Here is a 14181-nt window from a genome sequence, read left to right as displayed (position 1 = left end):
GGTTCCTTTTTATTGACAGCTTTACGGTCTCAGACGTGGATTGCCACTTTCAAGGCTTCCAGGGCAGGTGCCGCGGCAATACCGACTTCGGCACACAGTTCAAGCACACGCGGCACGTCATTGCCGAAGACCAGAACCATTTGCAGTTCGTCATCCAGCAACTGGCTGAAATTCATCAATGTATAACCGCCGTTTTCCTTGTTCAGGCTGCTCATCTGCACCTGAATGCGGTTAAGTGCAGTCAGGGCTTCGGTCTTGGCCAGTTGCTTGGGCTTGAGGTTGAAATCGACTCCAGGGCCGAACGAGTCGACGATCTGCGCAAACAGGTCCATGTAAGTGTCGGCCTGAAACAGCACGGTTTCCGGCAGGCTGCCGACAACGACCCACTCACCCAGCGGGATCGGGAAAGTGTCGTCGTAGTTGATGTCCGGATTGGCCGTCAGAAAAGCCTCAGGATCCGCGTAAGCCTGGGACGCTTCGTCACCGACTTTCCGGATTTCGTCATCGCTCATGCACCCGGAGCTGATTTTGCTGATGAGTTCGACGAGTGCGGCTTTCATGGGGCGGATCCTGTAGCGAGGGAGTTTTGAGGGCGCGAAGGATAACGCATTCTTAAGCCGATAGCCTGAGCCAGCCACCAACCTGTGGCGAGGGAGCTTGCTCCCGCTGGGGCGCGAAGCGGTCCCCTCGTTCACGTAGTCAGGTTTGCGACTGCTTCGCAGCCGAGCGGGAGCAAGCTCCCTCGCCACAAAAACTAGCCCAGCAGTTTTTCCAGCTGCGCGATGGTATCGGCAGCACCCAAGGTCTTGGCGGCATCCAGTGCGGTAACGCCATTGGCGTCCTTGGCTTTCGGGTCGGCGCCTTTACTGATCAGGTAGTCGACGACGTCGACGCGGTTGAACATCGCCGCCATCATCAGCGCCGTGCGGCCATCGAAGGACGAACCTTCCACCTGCGCGCCACCTTCCACCAACGCCTTGATCACCGCCAGGTCACCCTTGAACGCGGCGCCGGCAATCGGACTCTGGCCGTTGTCGTTGCGGATTTCCGGATCGGCCTTGTGTTCAAGCAGGACTTTCACGGTGTCCACGTGGCCGTGGTAGGCGGCCAGCATCAGCAAGGTGTCGCCCTTGTGATTGCGCAGGTTCGGCGGCAAGCCTTTGCTCAGCAGCGCAGCCATCATGGCCGCATCGCCCTCGCGTGCCTTGTTGAAAACCTGTTCGGCAAATTCGGCAGCTTCTTCGGGGGTCATCTGGCGGCTTTTGTCGGACATTGGGCACTCCATTTTCTGTCGTTCGTAAAAGCCGACAGTTTCCCGAGCGGCTCAGGCACTGTCACTTGTTTTTTCTGATGCGCGGCCATAGCGACATTCAATAGCAGCACTTTCAATAGCGATGTTTGCCACCCTGAATGTCCGTCAGCACCTGCTCGGTGACCTGCACATAAGTGTCAGTACCGGGCAGCCAGGCGTAGATCGGATCGTCACCGGTCCTGCCCGGGTCGAAGGCTTCGTCCTTGAGTCGGGTCTTCTGGTATTTGAATGTCCCGGTGGTTTCCATCTTCACTTTCACCCGCAGAAACAGCGGCACCGCATACGCCGGCATCTGTTGCCGCACGAACGCCAGCAGTTCGCTGAAATCCAAGGTCGCCAAGGATTCGGCGGGCGTGATTGCCGCCATCCCGGCCCGGCCGTTGGTGTTGCGGATTTCCACGCCATAGGCCACGGCTTCGGAAATATGCGGATGTTTCAGGAGGATGTTCTCGACTTCAGTGGTCGAGACGTTTTCACCCTTCCAGCGATAAGTGTCGCCCAGTCGGTCGACAAACTGTGCGTGACCAAAACCGATGTTGCGCAGCAAGTCGCCGGTATTGAAGTAACGGTCGCCCTTCTCGAACACATCATGCAGGACGACTTTTGCGGTTTTCTGTGGGTCGGTGTAGCCGTCCAACGGCGCCTTGTCGTCGATTTTCGCCAGCAACAAACCCTGCTCGCCCTTGTCGACCTTGCGCATGAAGCCATTGGCTTGGCGGGTCGGCGCGCCACTGTCGTGGTCGTACGCCGCCAACTCCCAGGACATCAGGGAAAAACCGACCGTGTTGTCGAAATTCAGAATGTTGGTGAAGCCGATGTTGCCATCGCTGGCGGCATACAGTTCGCAGATGTGGTTGACGCCAAAACGCGTTTTGAACTCGTTCCACGCCCCGGGACGCAGACCGTTGCCGATCATCTTGGTCACGCCGTGCTTGCTGTCGCCGGCACTGGGCGGTTGATCGACCAGGTAACGGCACAACTCGCCGACGTAGCCGAGGGTAGTCGCGCGGTATTTGCGCACATCGCTCCAGAACTGGCTGGCGCTGAACTTGCGGCGGATGGCGAAACCCGAAGCGCCGCTGATGGCCGAACCCCAGCACACGCACAGGCCGGTGGCGTGATACAGCGGCAAGGTGCAATAGACGACGTCCTCGGGACGCATGTCCAGCGCGATCATCCCGAAGCTGGCTGAGCTGCGCATCCAGCGCCCGTGCTTGAACACGCCGGCCTTGGGCAACCCGGTGGTGCCCGAGGTGTAGATATAGAAACAAGGGTCGTCGAAGAACACCTGCTGGCTGCTGGCGGGATTCTCGCTGTCGGCGTCGATACTGGCCGTCATCAGGTTGATGAACCCGGCCGGGGCGATGCCCGGATGGTTCCAGGTGTCTTGATCGGCGACAAACCAGGTCCGCGCCGCTTCGATCGCTACGCGCTCACGCACGGCCAGAAATGCCGGGACGAGCTCTTCGCCGACGACAATGGCGGCCGGCGCTACAAGGTTCAGGCTATGAGCCAGGGTGTCGCGGGTCTGCGAGGTATTGAGCAAGGCACTGATCGCGCCGACCTTGGCCACCGCCAGGATCGTCACCAGCAGTTCCGGGCGGTTCTCGATAAACACCGCCACCACGTCACCCTTGCCGATGCCTTGGTCGATCAAGTGATGGGCGATGCGATTGGCCCACTGATTGACCTGTGCATAAGTCAGCGAAACATCGCCGTGCAGCAAGGCCGGGCCGTCAGGGTTGCGCAAGGCAGCTTGTTCGAAACTCCAGCCCAGGCCACACGTTTGGGTCGGATCCTTGACGTTGGCGACCTTCATTCCCTTCACCACCCGTGGCAGGGCTTTGGCAATGGAAGGCAGCTTGCGGAGCATCATGCCCCAGGTAATCGTGTCGCTCATGGTTGCTCCCGTTCGATCTTTTTATTGTCGGGCGGCGCTGATTGAAGCCCGAAAATACGTCAACGGTTCTTGAGCTGTACACGCGGTTTTTGAAATGTTTTGTATCCGCGATAGTAGTGATGGATAACCCGAGCGCAAGTACGCCGAATGGTTCCATCGAATCGCCGACGACCACGCAAAATGCAGGATGCACGATGGCCATTCTTGCAAATTGCACGAAAGCGAAAATAACTTCTAACTGTAAGATACTGTTTTTAAAGGTAATTATTAAAAATCAGATACTGGCACAATCACTGCAACCCTCTGTGCATGCTTGCCATTCAAGTCATCACGGAGCTGAAAGACATGAGCCTGATCCAGGAAAAATTTTCGTCCTTGTTCTCCAACTTTGAAGTCATCACCCAGGCCCGTCCTGACGGCGGAATTCTGCTGACTCTGCGCGGCGGCGAAGGCAGAGAGTTCAAACGCTCGATTTCCTACCAGCAACTGCACAATGGCGATCAACTGTCGTGGGTCATCAGCGCGATTCGCCGTGACCTTGCGGAACAGGCCAGCGAATTGCCGCAGATTTCCATGTTGCAGAGCCAGCAACGGTTTGCGTTGCCGACTTATCATTCGCTGTAAGTAACTGTGGGAGCGGGCTTGCTCGCGAAGGGGGCTAATCAGTCAACATTAATGTCGACTGACATTCCGCCTTCGCGAGCAAGCCCGCTCCCACAGGTTTTATGTTGTGCTGTTGTGGTTTAGAACGTTGAAAGATTTATCCGCGCAAAACTGTCCACCGTGACATGCCCCGCCAGTTCGCCGCCCTCACGGGCCAGTCCGCAAGTGGCCATCCCCGCCTTACGCGCTGCATCCAGCTCTTCGACGATGTCCGACAGAAACAGAATCTGCCCGGACTCAAGCTTGATCGCCTCAGTGATATTGACGTAGGACTGCGCATCACGCTTGGGCCCGGACGTGGTGTCGAAATAGCCGCTGAACAACGGCGTCAAATCCCCCGCCTCGGAGCAGCCGAAGATCAGCTTTTGCGCCTGAATCGAGCCTGAGGAATAAACGAACAGTTGATAACCGGCCTGATGCCATTGCTTGAGCGCTTCTACCGCATCCGCATAAACGTGGCCCTTCAACTGCCCGGCCTGGTAGCCCTGCTCCCAAACCATCCCTTGCAACGCTTTCAACGGCGTGGCCTTGCGGTCTTCGGCGATCCAGCCCAGCAGGATTTCAATGACGCGCTCGACATCGGCGTTCGGCTCGTTGCTGTCGCGGCGCACGGCGTCCAGTTGCTCGGCCACGTCGGCGCGCTCGGCCTGCTGACGCACAAAGTCCGGCAGATGTTTGGCCGCGTAGGGAAACAGCACGTCGAACACAAAACTCACCGCGCTGGTGGTGCCTTCGATGTCGGTGAGGATCGCTTTGATCGGCATCGACTCAGTCCTCAAGACGCGGGAATTGGTTGGCGATGTCTTCGCCGGTGAAGTTGGCCACCCAGCCTTCCGGGTTGTTGAACAGACGGATCGCGACGAAATGCGGGTGTTCGCCCATGTCAAACCAGTGCCTGGTGCCGGCCGGCACCGAGATCAGATCGTTTTTCTCGCAGAGCACGGCGTAGACGTAATCGTCGATGTGCAGGGTAAACAGGCCACGGCCGGCGACGAAAAATCTTACTTCGTCTTCGCCATGGCGGTGCTCGTTGAGGAACTTGGCGCGCAATTCGACTTTTTGCGGGTGATCGCTGTTGAGGCTGATCACGTCGACCGTGATGTAACCGCGCTCGGTCATCAGCTTGTCGATTTGCTCCTGGTAAGCGGCGATCACTTCTTCCTGGCTGGCACCGGGCTGGATCTTCGCAGTAGCCTGCCAGCGGTCGAAACGCACGCCCTGCTCGGCGAGGGTCGACTGAATGTCTTCGAGGTGGGTCAGCACCTTGTTGGGAATTACAGGGCTGGAGACGTGATAGACGGACAGGCTGCTCATCAGGGCAACTCCTTAAGCTTGACGGTTAGAGAGCGAGCGGGTTTTCAACTCGCACTCGAACAAAAATTCAAAGGCCTCGATCTGCCGTAGCGCGTCGCTCATGCGTGCGCCCCAGGTGTAGAGGCCGTGGCCGCGAATCAGGTAACCGACGCAATCGGGATGGGCGTCGAGCCAAGGCTGCACCTTGGCGGCCAGACGCGCAATGTCCTGATCGTTGTCGAAAATCGGCACGCGTACCCGGGATTCATGGGTCGACACGCCGCTGAAGGCTTTTTGCAGTTCGTAATCTTCGAACTCGATGAAAGCTTCCGGGGTCAGGCGCGACAACACCGTGGCATTTACCGAATGCGTGTGCAGCACTGCACCAATCTCCGCGCGCCAGCTATAGAGCTGGGTGTGCAGCAGGGTTTCGGCGGACGGCTTCTTGCCCGGTTCCAGGCTGTTGCCCGACAAATCGGTGGCGAGCACATCGTCGATGCCGAGTTGACCCTTGTGCTTGCCCGACACCGTCAGCAAGGCTTCGGTTGGCGACAAGCGGGTCGAATAATTGCTGCTGGTGGCCGGCGACCAGCCGCGGCCATACAGAAAACGCCCGGCGTCGATGATTTCCTGGGCGAGGTGTTCACGGGTAAGGCTCATGGCCTGTCCTCTTGCATACGTGTGGCAATGATAACGGCAGCCGCGACGGCTGCGAGACTGGCAATACTAAAGGTCCATGCGGCGCCAAGGGCGTTCCAGCTGTAACCGGAATACAACGCGCCGATCGCACCGCCGGTGCCGGCCAACGCGGCGTACAACGCCTGACCCTGCCCTTGCTGGCGTGCGCCGAAGCTACGTTGCACGAATGAAATGGCAGCCGCGTGAAAGCTGCCGAACGTCGCCGCGTGCAACACCTGGGCAAACAGCAGTACCCAAAGGAATTCGGCCAACGATCCGAGCAGCAACCAGCGCAGCGCCGCCAACAGAAAACTCGCCAGCAGCACCCGACGCAACGAGAAGCGCGCGAGGATCCTGCTCATGGCCATGAACATCAGCACTTCCGCCACCACGCCGACCGCCCAGAGCATGCCGATCACACCACGGCTGTAACCCAGGCGCTCAAGGTGCAGGGTCAAAAACGTGTAATACGGCCCGTGGCTCATCTGCATCAGCGCCACGCATCCGTAAAACGCCAGAACGCCGGGGCTGCGCAGTTGCTTGATGAACCCCTCGCCCGCCACCCGGTTACCCGGTGCCGGTTGCGCGTTCGGCACCCACAGGCTGCTCAATACGATACCGGCCATGATCAACACCAGCGCCGCCGGGTAAATATCCAGGCTCAGCCATTCGAACAAACGCCCGAGCGCGACCACCGTAATGATGAAGCCGATTGAGCCCCACAGACGAATCTGACTGTAGCGCGAGGTCTGGCCCTGCAAATGCGCCAGGGTGATGACCTCAAACTGCGGCAACACCGCGTGCCAGAAGAACGCGTGCAAAGCCATGACCATCGCCAGCCAGGCGTAGGTCTTGCTGACGAAAATCAGCGAAAACGTCAGTAGTGTGCACACCGCGCCGAAACGCACGATGGCCAGGCGCCTACCGGTGTAATCGCCGAGCCAGCCCCAGATGTTCGGCGCCACGCAGCGCATCAGCATCGGGATCGCCACCAGCTCGCCGATGCGCGCGGCGCTGAAACCCAGGTGATCGAAGTACAGCGCCAGAAACGGCGCTGTCGAACCGAGTAAGGCGAAATAGAACAGATAGAAACTGGAAAGCCGCCAGTACGGGAGCGCCGCTGCAACCATCAGATTGCAGCGACTGTGAGGTCAGCCATTAAAGCTGACCCAGCACCGGCGTGCTCACGCGCACATCGGCGTTCTGCCCGCGGTGACGCAACAGGTGATCCATCAGCACGATGGCCATCATCGCTTCGGCGATTGGCGTGGCGCGGATGCCGACGCACGGGTCGTGACGGCCCTTGGTGATGACTTCCGCCGGGTTGCCATGGATGTCGATGGAGCGGCCCGGTGTGGTGATGCTGGAGGTCGGTTTCAGCGCCAGATGCGCGACGATCGGCTGACCGGACGAGATGCCGCCGAGGATGCCGCCTGCGTTGTTGCTGAGGAAACCTTCCGGGGTCATTTCATCGCGATGTTCGGTGCCGCGCTGGGAAACGCTGGCGAAACCGGCGCCGATTTCCACGCCCTTGACCGCGTTGATGCTCATCAGCGCATGGGCCAGTTCGGCATCGAGGCGATCAAAGATTGGCTCGCCGAGGCCCGGCATCACGCCTTCGGCGACGACAGTGATCTTCGCGCCGACTGAATCCTGGTCGCGACGCAACTGGTCCATATAGGCTTCCAGTTCCGGCACTTTGTCCGGGTCCGGGCTGAAGAAGGCGTTCTCTTCCACCGAATCCCAGGTCTTGAACGGGATTTCAATCGGACCGAGCTGGCTCATGTAACCGCGGATCACGATTCCTTGGCTGGCCAGGTATTTTTTCGCAATGGCGCCAGCCGCGACGCGCATCGCGGTTTCGCGGGCCGAGCTGCGACCGCCGCCGCGATAATCGCGCTCGCCGTATTTGTGGTGGTAGGTGTAGTCGGCGTGGGCCGGGCGGAACAGGTCCTTGATCGCCGAGTAGTCCTTGGACTTCTGGTCGGTGTTGCGGATCAACAGACCGATGGCGCAACCGGTGGTGCGACCTTCGAACACGCCGGAGAGGATTTCGACTTCGTCGGCTTCCTGTCGCTGAGTGGTGTGGCGACTGGTGCCGGGCTTGCGGCGGTCCAGGTCGCGCTGCAGATCTTCAAGGGAGATCTCCAGGCCCGGCGGGCAGCCATCGACAATGGCGACCAACGCCGGACCATGGCTTTCGCCCGCGGTGGTGACAGTGAACAGCTTGCCGTAGGTATTGCCGGACATGCAGGACGCTCCGTGAAATCGAACCCAAATACGTAATGCGCGCCAGTATACGCAGGCTACCCAACTAGTTCATCCTCGAACCTTATGGGTGTCCGTGAGTCCAACCGGCATCTTGTTGATGATGGCGTGATGATGCTGCGAGTTTTGCTCTTGAGCCTTACCTTGATTACGGGCTTCGCCCAGGCCACCGTTCTGCAACGGCCAATCTCCCTGGACACCGGCAGCGGTGAGCTTTTCGGCTCGTTGCTGCTGCCAAAATCCGACACGCCGGTGCCGGTTGTCCTGATCATTTCCGGCTCCGGTCCTACGGATCGTGACGGAAACAACCCCGATGGCGGGCGCAACGACAGCCTCAAACGGCTGGCCTGGGTGCTGGCCAAACACAATATCGCCAGTGTGCGCTACGACAAACGCGGCGTGGCGGCGAGCCTCGCGGCCACGCCGGATGAGCGCAATCTGACGTTGGAAGCCTACGTTTCCGACGCCGAAGCCTGGGGCCGCAAGCTCAAGACCGATTCGCGTTTCGGCCAGTTGATTCTGCTGGGCCACAGCGAAGGCGCCTTGGTCGCCAGCCTGGCTGCGCCGAGCGTCGATGCGGCGGCGGTGATTTCGGTGTCCGGTAGCGCGAGACCGGTTGATCAGGTCATTCGCCAGCAACTGAGCAATCGCCTGCCGCCGCCGCTGATGCTGCGCAGTAACGAGCTGCTCGACAGCCTCAAGGCCGGGAAAATCGACGACAACGTGCCGCCGCAACTTCAGGTGATCTTCCGCCCGAGCGTGCAGCCGTATCTGATTTCCCTGTTCCGCCAGGACCCGGCCGCTGCGTTTGCGAAGCTGAAGATGCCCGCGCTGATTATTCAGGGCAGCAATGACATTCAGGTCGGCGTCAACGACGCGCGCCTGCTCAAGGCTGCCAAGCCCGACGCCGAACTGGCGCTGATCGAAGGCATGAACCACGTCATGCGCATCGTGCCCAACGACGTCAAACGCCAATTGGCTTCTTATAAAGACCCGAATTTGCCCTTGGCGGCGGAATTGGGTTCGCGAATCCTTGGATTTATTGACGGACTTCGCTCCAGTTAAGCGCTGTTGCCCTCCAGTCCTGAAAAAAACGGCCGATAAGCCTTTGTCGCCAGCGCAATGACTGGTGACAAGTTGAGCTTGGACAGGATCTCGCCGTTATGACTGATACCCAGACTTCACCCGACACCACCGCTGAAAAAGACGCACCGCCAGCGGTCGAGCTGCCTTGGGCGGACGTCCACGTCGAGCACCACAAGATGCTCCGTCTGGCGCCGTTGCAGACCGATCGCAACACCGGTGGCCGCCCTCTTCGCTTCGTCGAATTCGGTTATGCCGAACGCAATGACAAGCAGCGCAGCCTGATGCGCATGAGCATCAATCTGCCCGGTCAGCGTGTGCGCAAGGAACAGAATCATCTGGACGTGTGGGTGGATCACGTCGAAAAACGCGTGCATTTCGGCCCCGACAGCGGCTTGCAGATTGAACCGATGAACCGCGGTATCGGCCGCTACATGGCGGCGCAAGGCATTACCTGGGTAAAGAAACGCTGGCCCGGCTACACCGTCGATGGTGTTGACCTGAACAACAAGGACGCGCTGAACGAAGACACGCGCCTGCGCCGCGATCATTTTTTGCGCATGCATGGTTTTGATGTGGTTTATGCCGACGCCCAACATTTGAAGGGCAGCGTCAAAGAAGTCCCGGTCAGCGACCTGCTGGGCGACTGGAACACGGAAAAATTGCAGATCGTGGAAATTCTTGAAGCGGCGCAGATGCTCCAGCAAGCCGAGCAGAATCTGGCCGAGCAGGAAGTCAAACTCAAGAAGCACGAAGAGAAAGTCAGCAAGTACAAACGCGAAGACGCCGGGCTGCGTTTCACGATTACTTGTCTGGTGGCATTTGCGGTGTTTCAGGCGGGGTTGTTGATCTGGATTGCTACGCACCGTTGATGGCTTGAGACCGCGGCGCGGCTATCGCGGGCAAGCCACGCTCCCACAGGTTTTTGTGTTTGCCACATGATTTGGCACGACACATAACCTGTGGGAGCTGGCTTGCCAGCGATAGCGTTTCAACGAATTAAACGCGGGAAGCGAACAGAGCCTGATGATCGCGGCACTGCTCCGCGCTCAGCATGAACACACCATGCCCGCCACGCTCGAATTCCAGCCAGGCGAAGTCGACTTCCGGGTACAACGCCTCGACGTGAATCTGGCTGTTGCCCACTTCAACAATCAGCAAACCCTTCTCGGTCAGGTGATCCGCCGCTTCGGCGAGCATGCGTCGCACCAGGTTCAAGCCATCGTCACCGCAAGCCAGGCCCAGTTCCGGTTCGTGCTGGTACTCGTCCGGCATGTCGGCAAAATCTTCGGCATCGACGTATGGCGGGTTCGACACGATCAGGTCGAAACGCTGGCCCGGCAATCCATCGAAACCATCGCCCTGCACGGTGTAGACGCGCTCATCGACGCCATGCCGCTCGATGTTCTGGTTGGCCACTTCCAGCGCTTCGAACGACAGGTCGGCCAACACCACTTCGGCGTTCTGGAATTCGTAGGCGCAGGCGATACCGATGCAACCTGAGCCGGTGCACAAGTCGAGAATCCGCGCCGGCTCGGTGCCCAGCCACGGCGTGAAACGGTTTTCGATCAGCTCGCCGATTGGCGAACGCGGGATCAGCACACGCTTATCGACGATGAACGACATGCCACAGAACCATGCTTCACCCAGCAGGTAAGCGGTCGGCACGCGCTCTTCTATGCGGCGCTTGAGCAATAGTTGCAGGCGAACCAGCTCGTCTTCTTCCAGATTGCAGTCGAGATAGCTGTCGGCGATTTCCCACGGCAAGTGCAGCGCGCCCAACACCAGTTGACGGGCTTCGTCCCAGGCGTTGTCGGTGCCATGGCCGAAAAACAGATCCTCCCCATGGAAGCGGCTGACAGCCCAACGGATATGGTCACGCAGGGTGCGAAGGCGGGAAGTGATCACAACGGCAAACTCCAGAAAAATCGACGGGCGATTCTATCAGTCAAACGTCGCCACGACGACGCAGGAAAAACACTGGGGCAGATGTAGGACTATTCTCTTTTTTCAGCTCGGGATTGAACAAAACGGACCACTTGACAACGCTGCACGCCAGTAACGACGGTGCCTACGATGGTAGCGATTCACAGAAGCGCTCAGCCAGAGGACAATGTCGCAAAAGCCCCACTCCAAGGAGCCCCAGAATGTCCGTTCCACAAACGATGTTTCAACTCAGCGGCCGCGGTTATCCGGCAGCCAAACTGAGTCATGCGACCCTCATCATCATCGATGCCCAGAAAGAATACCTCAGCGGTCCTCTGGCCCTGAGCGGCATGGATGCGGCTGTCGCGAACATCAAGCAATTGGTGACTGCTGCCCGTGCGGCCGGCCGGCCGATCGTACATGTCAGCCACCTCGGCACTGTCGGCGGGTTGTTCGACCCACGCGGTGAGCGCGGGCAGTTCATTCCTGGGCTGGAGCCGCTTGCCGGCGAAATCAGGATTGAAAAAATCCTGCCGAGCGCCTTCCATGGCACTGATCTGAAAAAACGCCTGGAAGACCTGGGTTCGGTGGACCTGGTGGTTTGCGGTTTCATGAGCCATTCCAGCGTCAGCACCACGGTGCGCGCGGCGAAGAACCTGGGTTTCCGTTGCACCCTGGTGGAAGACGCCTGCGCCACCCGCGATCTGCCATACAAAGGCGGCGTCCTGAGCGCCGAGCATGTTCAGCAGACCGAAATGGCGATCATGGCGGACAACTTTGCCGCCGTCGCCCAGACCAACGACCTGGTCTGATCAATACTTCCATGAGCGGTCTGAAGAGCCGCTCATCCGCAAAAGCCTCTCATTAGCCGTAATTGTCTTAGCCTCAGGAACATCCCGGTCAACTCCCGGTCGAAGGGCCGATACCCATTGAGGAAGGTCGGAATGAAGTTATCCGATGGTTTTGACGCTCGCCGCTTGCGGCCCAAAGGCCAACGCAACTGGCGTTTTAGAATCGGCGCAGCGTTTGCTGCGCTACTGGCAATGAGTGGCGTGCTGCTCGCCATGGCCGGTGCCGCCGCCCTGTTCGGCCATGCACCCGCCTTGGGCGAGTTGAACACCAACCGCGCCGGTGCAGCGGTGATTCTGGCGATTGGCCTGTTCGTGCTGTACCTCGGCGTGTGGCTGTGGCGCCGTTGCCGTCGCCGCTCGCGGCAGTCGCGAGAGCTGAACATGTCCCCGCATCTGATGAAAAAGCACGACTGAGACCAAGGTCGCGGCCGAAAGCTACGCACTTTGTCGCGCGCCCATTCGCTTCGAGTTAGGTAAACTGGCCGCCCTTCGCGGAGGCTGACATGCAAGACGACGATTTTTCCCTGTTCAAAAGCGCGATCCAAGGCGTCAAGCCGATCAAGCACGATCGCGCCGAAACCGGCAAACCCAAGGCTGACCGCGCGCAGATCGCCAAGCTGCGCCAAGCCGCCACCGTGCGCACCGATGCCACCACCGTCGACGGGCTGTCCGATCAGTTCGTCATCGACGTCGGCCCTGAAGATGAACTGATGTGGGCGCGTGATGGTGTGCAGGAAAGCCAGATGCGCAAACTCAAGGTCGGCCAGATGCCGTTCGAAGGCAGTCTCGATCTGCATGGCATGAACGTGGAAAAGGCTCGGGAAACCCTCTGGGCATTCCTGGCCGAAGCGACCAAATTCGAAATCCGCTGCGTGCGCGTCACTCACGGCAAAGCCGTGCGTCTGGATGGCAAGCGACCAATGATCAAAAGCCACGTCAACACGTGGCTGCGCCAGCATCCGCAGGTGCTCGGCTTCACCTCGTGCCAGGCGAAACACGGCGGTGCGGGAGCGGTTTATGTGATGCTCAAACGCACCATGATGGAAGGTCGCGACGAGTAAAGCTGATGCGTCGCGCTTGCAGCGTCGTGTCCGCCACCGTACCCTTGCCCTTTGCGTAAAATCCCACAGGTAGTTTCATGTCCCTGGAACAGAATTACACGGCGATCCTCGGCCAGCTCGGCGAGGACGTTTCCCGCGAAGGCCTGCTCGACACGCCAAAACGTGCCGCCAAAGCCATGCAGTACCTCTGCCGCGGTTATGAACAGACGCTTGAAGAAGTCACCAACGGTGCCTTGTTCAGCTCTGACAACAGCGAAATGGTGCTGGTCAAGGACATCGAGTTGTACTCGTTGTGCGAACACCACCTGTTGCCGTTCATCGGCAAGGCGCATGTTGCCTATATCCCGAGCGGCAAGGTTTTGGGTTTGTCGAAAGTCGCGCGGATCGTCGATATGTACGCCCGCCGCCTGCAGATCCAGGAAAACCTCAGCCGCCAGATCGCCGACGCGGTCCAGCAAGTCACCGGCGCGCTGGGTGTTGCCGTGGTGATCGAGGCCAAGCACATGTGCATGATGATGCGCGGTGTGGAAAAGCAGAATTCGTCGATGATCACCTCGGTGATGCTCGGTGAGTTCCGCGAGAACGCCGCGACCCGCAGCGAATTCCTCAGCCTCATCAAGTAATTTGCAACACAAGGAAAACCGGCATTCATCGCCGGTTTTTTTTCGCCTGTGAAAAATCAGGTAAGCTGCGCGCCTTTCTTCATTCGCCCCGTGAGGCTTTCAACGTGTTCGTAAAAGCGCTTCGTGTCGGCCTTGGCCAACTGATCATCTTCATCGACTTCCTGACTCGCCCGAGCAAAAAGAGGCGCCCCGCCGCCGCTCAGGCTCAGGTCGAATCCGCCGCCAAAGGCCTGACCCTGTATCAGTTCCACGCCTGTCCGTTCTGCGTGAAAACCCGCCGCACCCTGCGCCGCCTGAATGTGCCGGTGGCGTTGCGCGATGCGAAGAACAACGAACAGGATCGCCAGACCCTGCTGGAGCAAGGCGGCAAGATCAAGGTGCCGTGCCTGCGCATTGAAGAGAATGGCCAGACGACCTGGATGTATGAGTCCAAGGTGATCATTGATTATCTGGATAAGCGGTTCGCTGCAGCCTGACAGTTTTGCGGTGTCTTCAATGACGCTATCGCGGGCAAGCCATGCTC

17 protein-coding genes are annotated in these 14181 nt (G+C 59.2%); 8 read left to right on the top strand and 9 right to left on the bottom strand.

Annotated features, from left to right (window positions below):
* Window positions 1-29: 29 nt before the first annotated feature.
* From V6Z53_RS10825 to V6Z53_RS10815, 3 genes are all read right to left on the bottom strand, one after another.
* Entirely contained in the window at window positions 30-560 is a 531-nt protein-coding gene (locus V6Z53_RS10825) for a hypothetical protein (protein WP_338585490.1), read from the bottom strand.
* A gap of 194 nt (window positions 561-754) precedes the next feature.
* Entirely contained in the window at window positions 755-1273 is a 519-nt protein-coding gene (locus V6Z53_RS10820) for an ankyrin repeat domain-containing protein (protein ID WP_338585489.1), read from the bottom strand.
* A gap of 112 nt (window positions 1274-1385) precedes the next feature.
* The gene (locus V6Z53_RS10815; RefSeq protein WP_338585488.1) at window positions 1386-3212 is read right to left on the bottom strand and encodes a long-chain-acyl-CoA synthetase; all 1827 of its coding nucleotides are present in this window, start codon (window positions 3210-3212) and stop codon (window positions 1386-1388) included.
* Window positions 3213-3557: 345 nt separating this feature from the next.
* Here V6Z53_RS10815 and V6Z53_RS10810 point away from each other — a divergent pair, with 345 nt between their 5' ends.
* Window positions 3558-3836, top strand: a complete 279-nt coding sequence (locus tag V6Z53_RS10810) for a DUF3509 domain-containing protein (RefSeq protein ID WP_338585487.1) — start codon at window positions 3558-3560, stop codon at window positions 3834-3836.
* 119 nt (window positions 3837-3955) lie between these two features.
* Here V6Z53_RS10810 and mtnC read toward each other — a convergent pair whose 3' ends face one another.
* Genes mtnC through aroC form a run of 5 tightly spaced genes read right to left on the bottom strand, consistent with a single transcriptional unit; the run spans window position 3956 to window position 8096 of the window.
* Window positions 3956-4639, bottom strand: a complete 684-nt coding sequence (mtnC, locus tag V6Z53_RS10805) for an acireductone synthase (RefSeq protein ID WP_338585486.1) — start codon at window positions 4637-4639, stop codon at window positions 3956-3958.
* A gap of 4 nt (window positions 4640-4643) precedes the next feature.
* Window positions 4644-5189 carry an acireductone dioxygenase gene (locus V6Z53_RS10800; protein ID WP_338585485.1) on the bottom strand — a complete coding sequence of 182 codons (546 nt, stop codon included), beginning with the start codon at window positions 5187-5189 and terminating at the stop codon, window positions 4644-4646.
* A 12-nt stretch (window positions 5190-5201) separates the two neighbouring features.
* Entirely contained in the window at window positions 5202-5828 is a 627-nt protein-coding gene (locus tag V6Z53_RS10795) for a methylthioribulose 1-phosphate dehydratase (protein ID WP_338585484.1), read from the bottom strand.
* Window positions 5825-6976, bottom strand: a complete 1152-nt coding sequence (locus tag V6Z53_RS10790) for an MFS transporter (RefSeq protein WP_338585483.1) — start codon at window positions 6974-6976, stop codon at window positions 5825-5827. The genes V6Z53_RS10795 and V6Z53_RS10790 overlap by 4 nt, the downstream gene beginning before the upstream one ends.
* Window positions 6977-7004: 28 nt before the next feature.
* Window positions 7005-8096: a chorismate synthase gene (aroC, locus tag V6Z53_RS10785; protein ID WP_338585482.1), complete on the bottom strand. Its 1092-nt coding sequence runs from the start codon at window positions 8094-8096 to the stop codon at window positions 7005-7007.
* A gap of 84 nt (window positions 8097-8180) precedes the next feature.
* Between aroC and V6Z53_RS10780 the strand changes: the two genes are divergently transcribed.
* Together V6Z53_RS10780 and V6Z53_RS10775 are read left to right on the top strand one after the other, a co-directional pair.
* A complete protein-coding gene (locus V6Z53_RS10780; protein WP_338585481.1) occupies window positions 8181-9179 on the top strand; it encodes an alpha/beta fold hydrolase in 999 nt (332 codons plus the stop codon).
* Window positions 9180-9277: 98 nt separating this feature from the next.
* Window positions 9278-10069 (top strand): hypothetical protein, encoded by a 792-nt coding sequence (locus V6Z53_RS10775; protein WP_338585480.1) that lies wholly within the window; start codon window positions 9278-9280, stop codon window positions 10067-10069.
* A gap of 127 nt (window positions 10070-10196) precedes the next feature.
* Here the strand turns inward: V6Z53_RS10775 and prmB are convergent, their stop codons facing one another.
* Window positions 10197-11105 carry a 50S ribosomal protein L3 N(5)-glutamine methyltransferase gene (prmB, locus tag V6Z53_RS10770; RefSeq protein WP_338585479.1) on the bottom strand — a complete coding sequence of 303 codons (909 nt, stop codon included), beginning with the start codon at window positions 11103-11105 and terminating at the stop codon, window positions 10197-10199.
* A gap of 239 nt (window positions 11106-11344) precedes the next feature.
* Between prmB and V6Z53_RS10765 the strand changes: the two genes are divergently transcribed.
* The 5 genes from V6Z53_RS10765 to V6Z53_RS10745 all read left to right on the top strand — a co-directional run bounded on the left by V6Z53_RS10765 (window position 11345) and on the right by V6Z53_RS10745 (window position 14134).
* A complete protein-coding gene (locus tag V6Z53_RS10765; protein WP_338585478.1) occupies window positions 11345-11935 on the top strand; it encodes a cysteine hydrolase family protein in 591 nt (196 codons plus the stop codon).
* Window positions 11936-12067: 132 nt separating this feature from the next.
* On the top strand, window positions 12068-12388 hold the full coding sequence (locus V6Z53_RS10760) for a hypothetical protein (RefSeq protein ID WP_338585477.1): 321 nt from the start codon (window positions 12068-12070) through the stop codon (window positions 12386-12388).
* An 89-nt stretch (window positions 12389-12477) separates the two neighbouring features.
* Entirely contained in the window at window positions 12478-13035 is a 558-nt protein-coding gene (locus V6Z53_RS10755; RefSeq protein WP_338585476.1) for a Smr/MutS family protein, read from the top strand.
* 77 nt (window positions 13036-13112) lie between these two features.
* Entirely contained in the window at window positions 13113-13658 is a 546-nt protein-coding gene (gene folE / locus V6Z53_RS10750; protein WP_003204506.1) for a GTP cyclohydrolase I FolE, read from the top strand.
* 104 nt (window positions 13659-13762) lie between these two features.
* Complete coding sequence (locus tag V6Z53_RS10745; protein ID WP_338585475.1) at window positions 13763-14134, top strand: glutathione S-transferase N-terminal domain-containing protein; 372 nt, start codon at window positions 13763-13765, stop codon at window positions 14132-14134.
* Window positions 14135-14181 lie beyond the last annotated feature (47 nt).

Source organism: Pseudomonas sp. MAG733B (assembly GCF_036884845.1).
Taxonomy (GTDB): Bacteria; Pseudomonadota; Gammaproteobacteria; order Pseudomonadales; family Pseudomonadaceae; genus Aquipseudomonas.
The sequence above is the reverse complement of the archived record's forward strand: the minus strand, read 5'-3'. Positions and strand labels throughout refer to the sequence as shown.

What these genes read in the sequence shown, in the direction of transcription:
- V6Z53_RS10825 (WP_338585490.1), bottom strand. Translation starts at nt 560, where the DNA reads ATGAAAGCCGCACTCGTCGAACTCATCAGCAAAATCAGCTCCGGGTGC.
- V6Z53_RS10820 (WP_338585489.1), bottom strand. Translation starts at nt 1,273, where the DNA reads ATGTCCGACAAAAGCCGCCAGATGACCCCCGAAGAAGCTGCCGAATTT.
- V6Z53_RS10815 (WP_338585488.1), bottom strand. Translation starts at nt 3,212, where the DNA reads ATGAGCGACACGATTACCTGGGGCATGATGCTCCGCAAGCTGCCTTCC.
- V6Z53_RS10810 (WP_338585487.1), top strand. Translation starts at nt 3,558, where the DNA reads ATGAGCCTGATCCAGGAAAAATTTTCGTCCTTGTTCTCCAACTTTGAA.
- mtnC (WP_338585486.1), bottom strand. Translation starts at nt 4,639, where the DNA reads ATGCCGATCAAAGCGATCCTCACCGACATCGAAGGCACCACCAGCGCG.
- V6Z53_RS10800 (WP_338585485.1), bottom strand. Translation starts at nt 5,189, where the DNA reads ATGAGCAGCCTGTCCGTCTATCACGTCTCCAGCCCTGTAATTCCCAAC.
- V6Z53_RS10795 (WP_338585484.1), bottom strand. Translation starts at nt 5,828, where the DNA reads ATGAGCCTTACCCGTGAACACCTCGCCCAGGAAATCATCGACGCCGGG.
- V6Z53_RS10790 (WP_338585483.1), bottom strand. Translation starts at nt 6,976, where the DNA reads ATGGTTGCAGCGGCGCTCCCGTACTGGCGGCTTTCCAGTTTCTATCTG.
- aroC (WP_338585482.1), bottom strand. Translation starts at nt 8,096, where the DNA reads ATGTCCGGCAATACCTACGGCAAGCTGTTCACTGTCACCACCGCGGGC.
- V6Z53_RS10780 (WP_338585481.1), top strand. Translation starts at nt 8,181, where the DNA reads ATGGGTGTCCGTGAGTCCAACCGGCATCTTGTTGATGATGGCGTGATG.
- V6Z53_RS10775 (WP_338585480.1), top strand. Translation starts at nt 9,278, where the DNA reads ATGACTGATACCCAGACTTCACCCGACACCACCGCTGAAAAAGACGCA.
- V6Z53_RS10765 (WP_338585478.1), top strand. Translation starts at nt 11,345, where the DNA reads ATGTCCGTTCCACAAACGATGTTTCAACTCAGCGGCCGCGGTTATCCG.
- V6Z53_RS10760 (WP_338585477.1), top strand. Translation starts at nt 12,068, where the DNA reads ATGAAGTTATCCGATGGTTTTGACGCTCGCCGCTTGCGGCCCAAAGGC.
- V6Z53_RS10755 (WP_338585476.1), top strand. Translation starts at nt 12,478, where the DNA reads ATGCAAGACGACGATTTTTCCCTGTTCAAAAGCGCGATCCAAGGCGTC.
- folE (WP_003204506.1), top strand. Translation starts at nt 13,113, where the DNA reads ATGTCCCTGGAACAGAATTACACGGCGATCCTCGGCCAGCTCGGCGAG.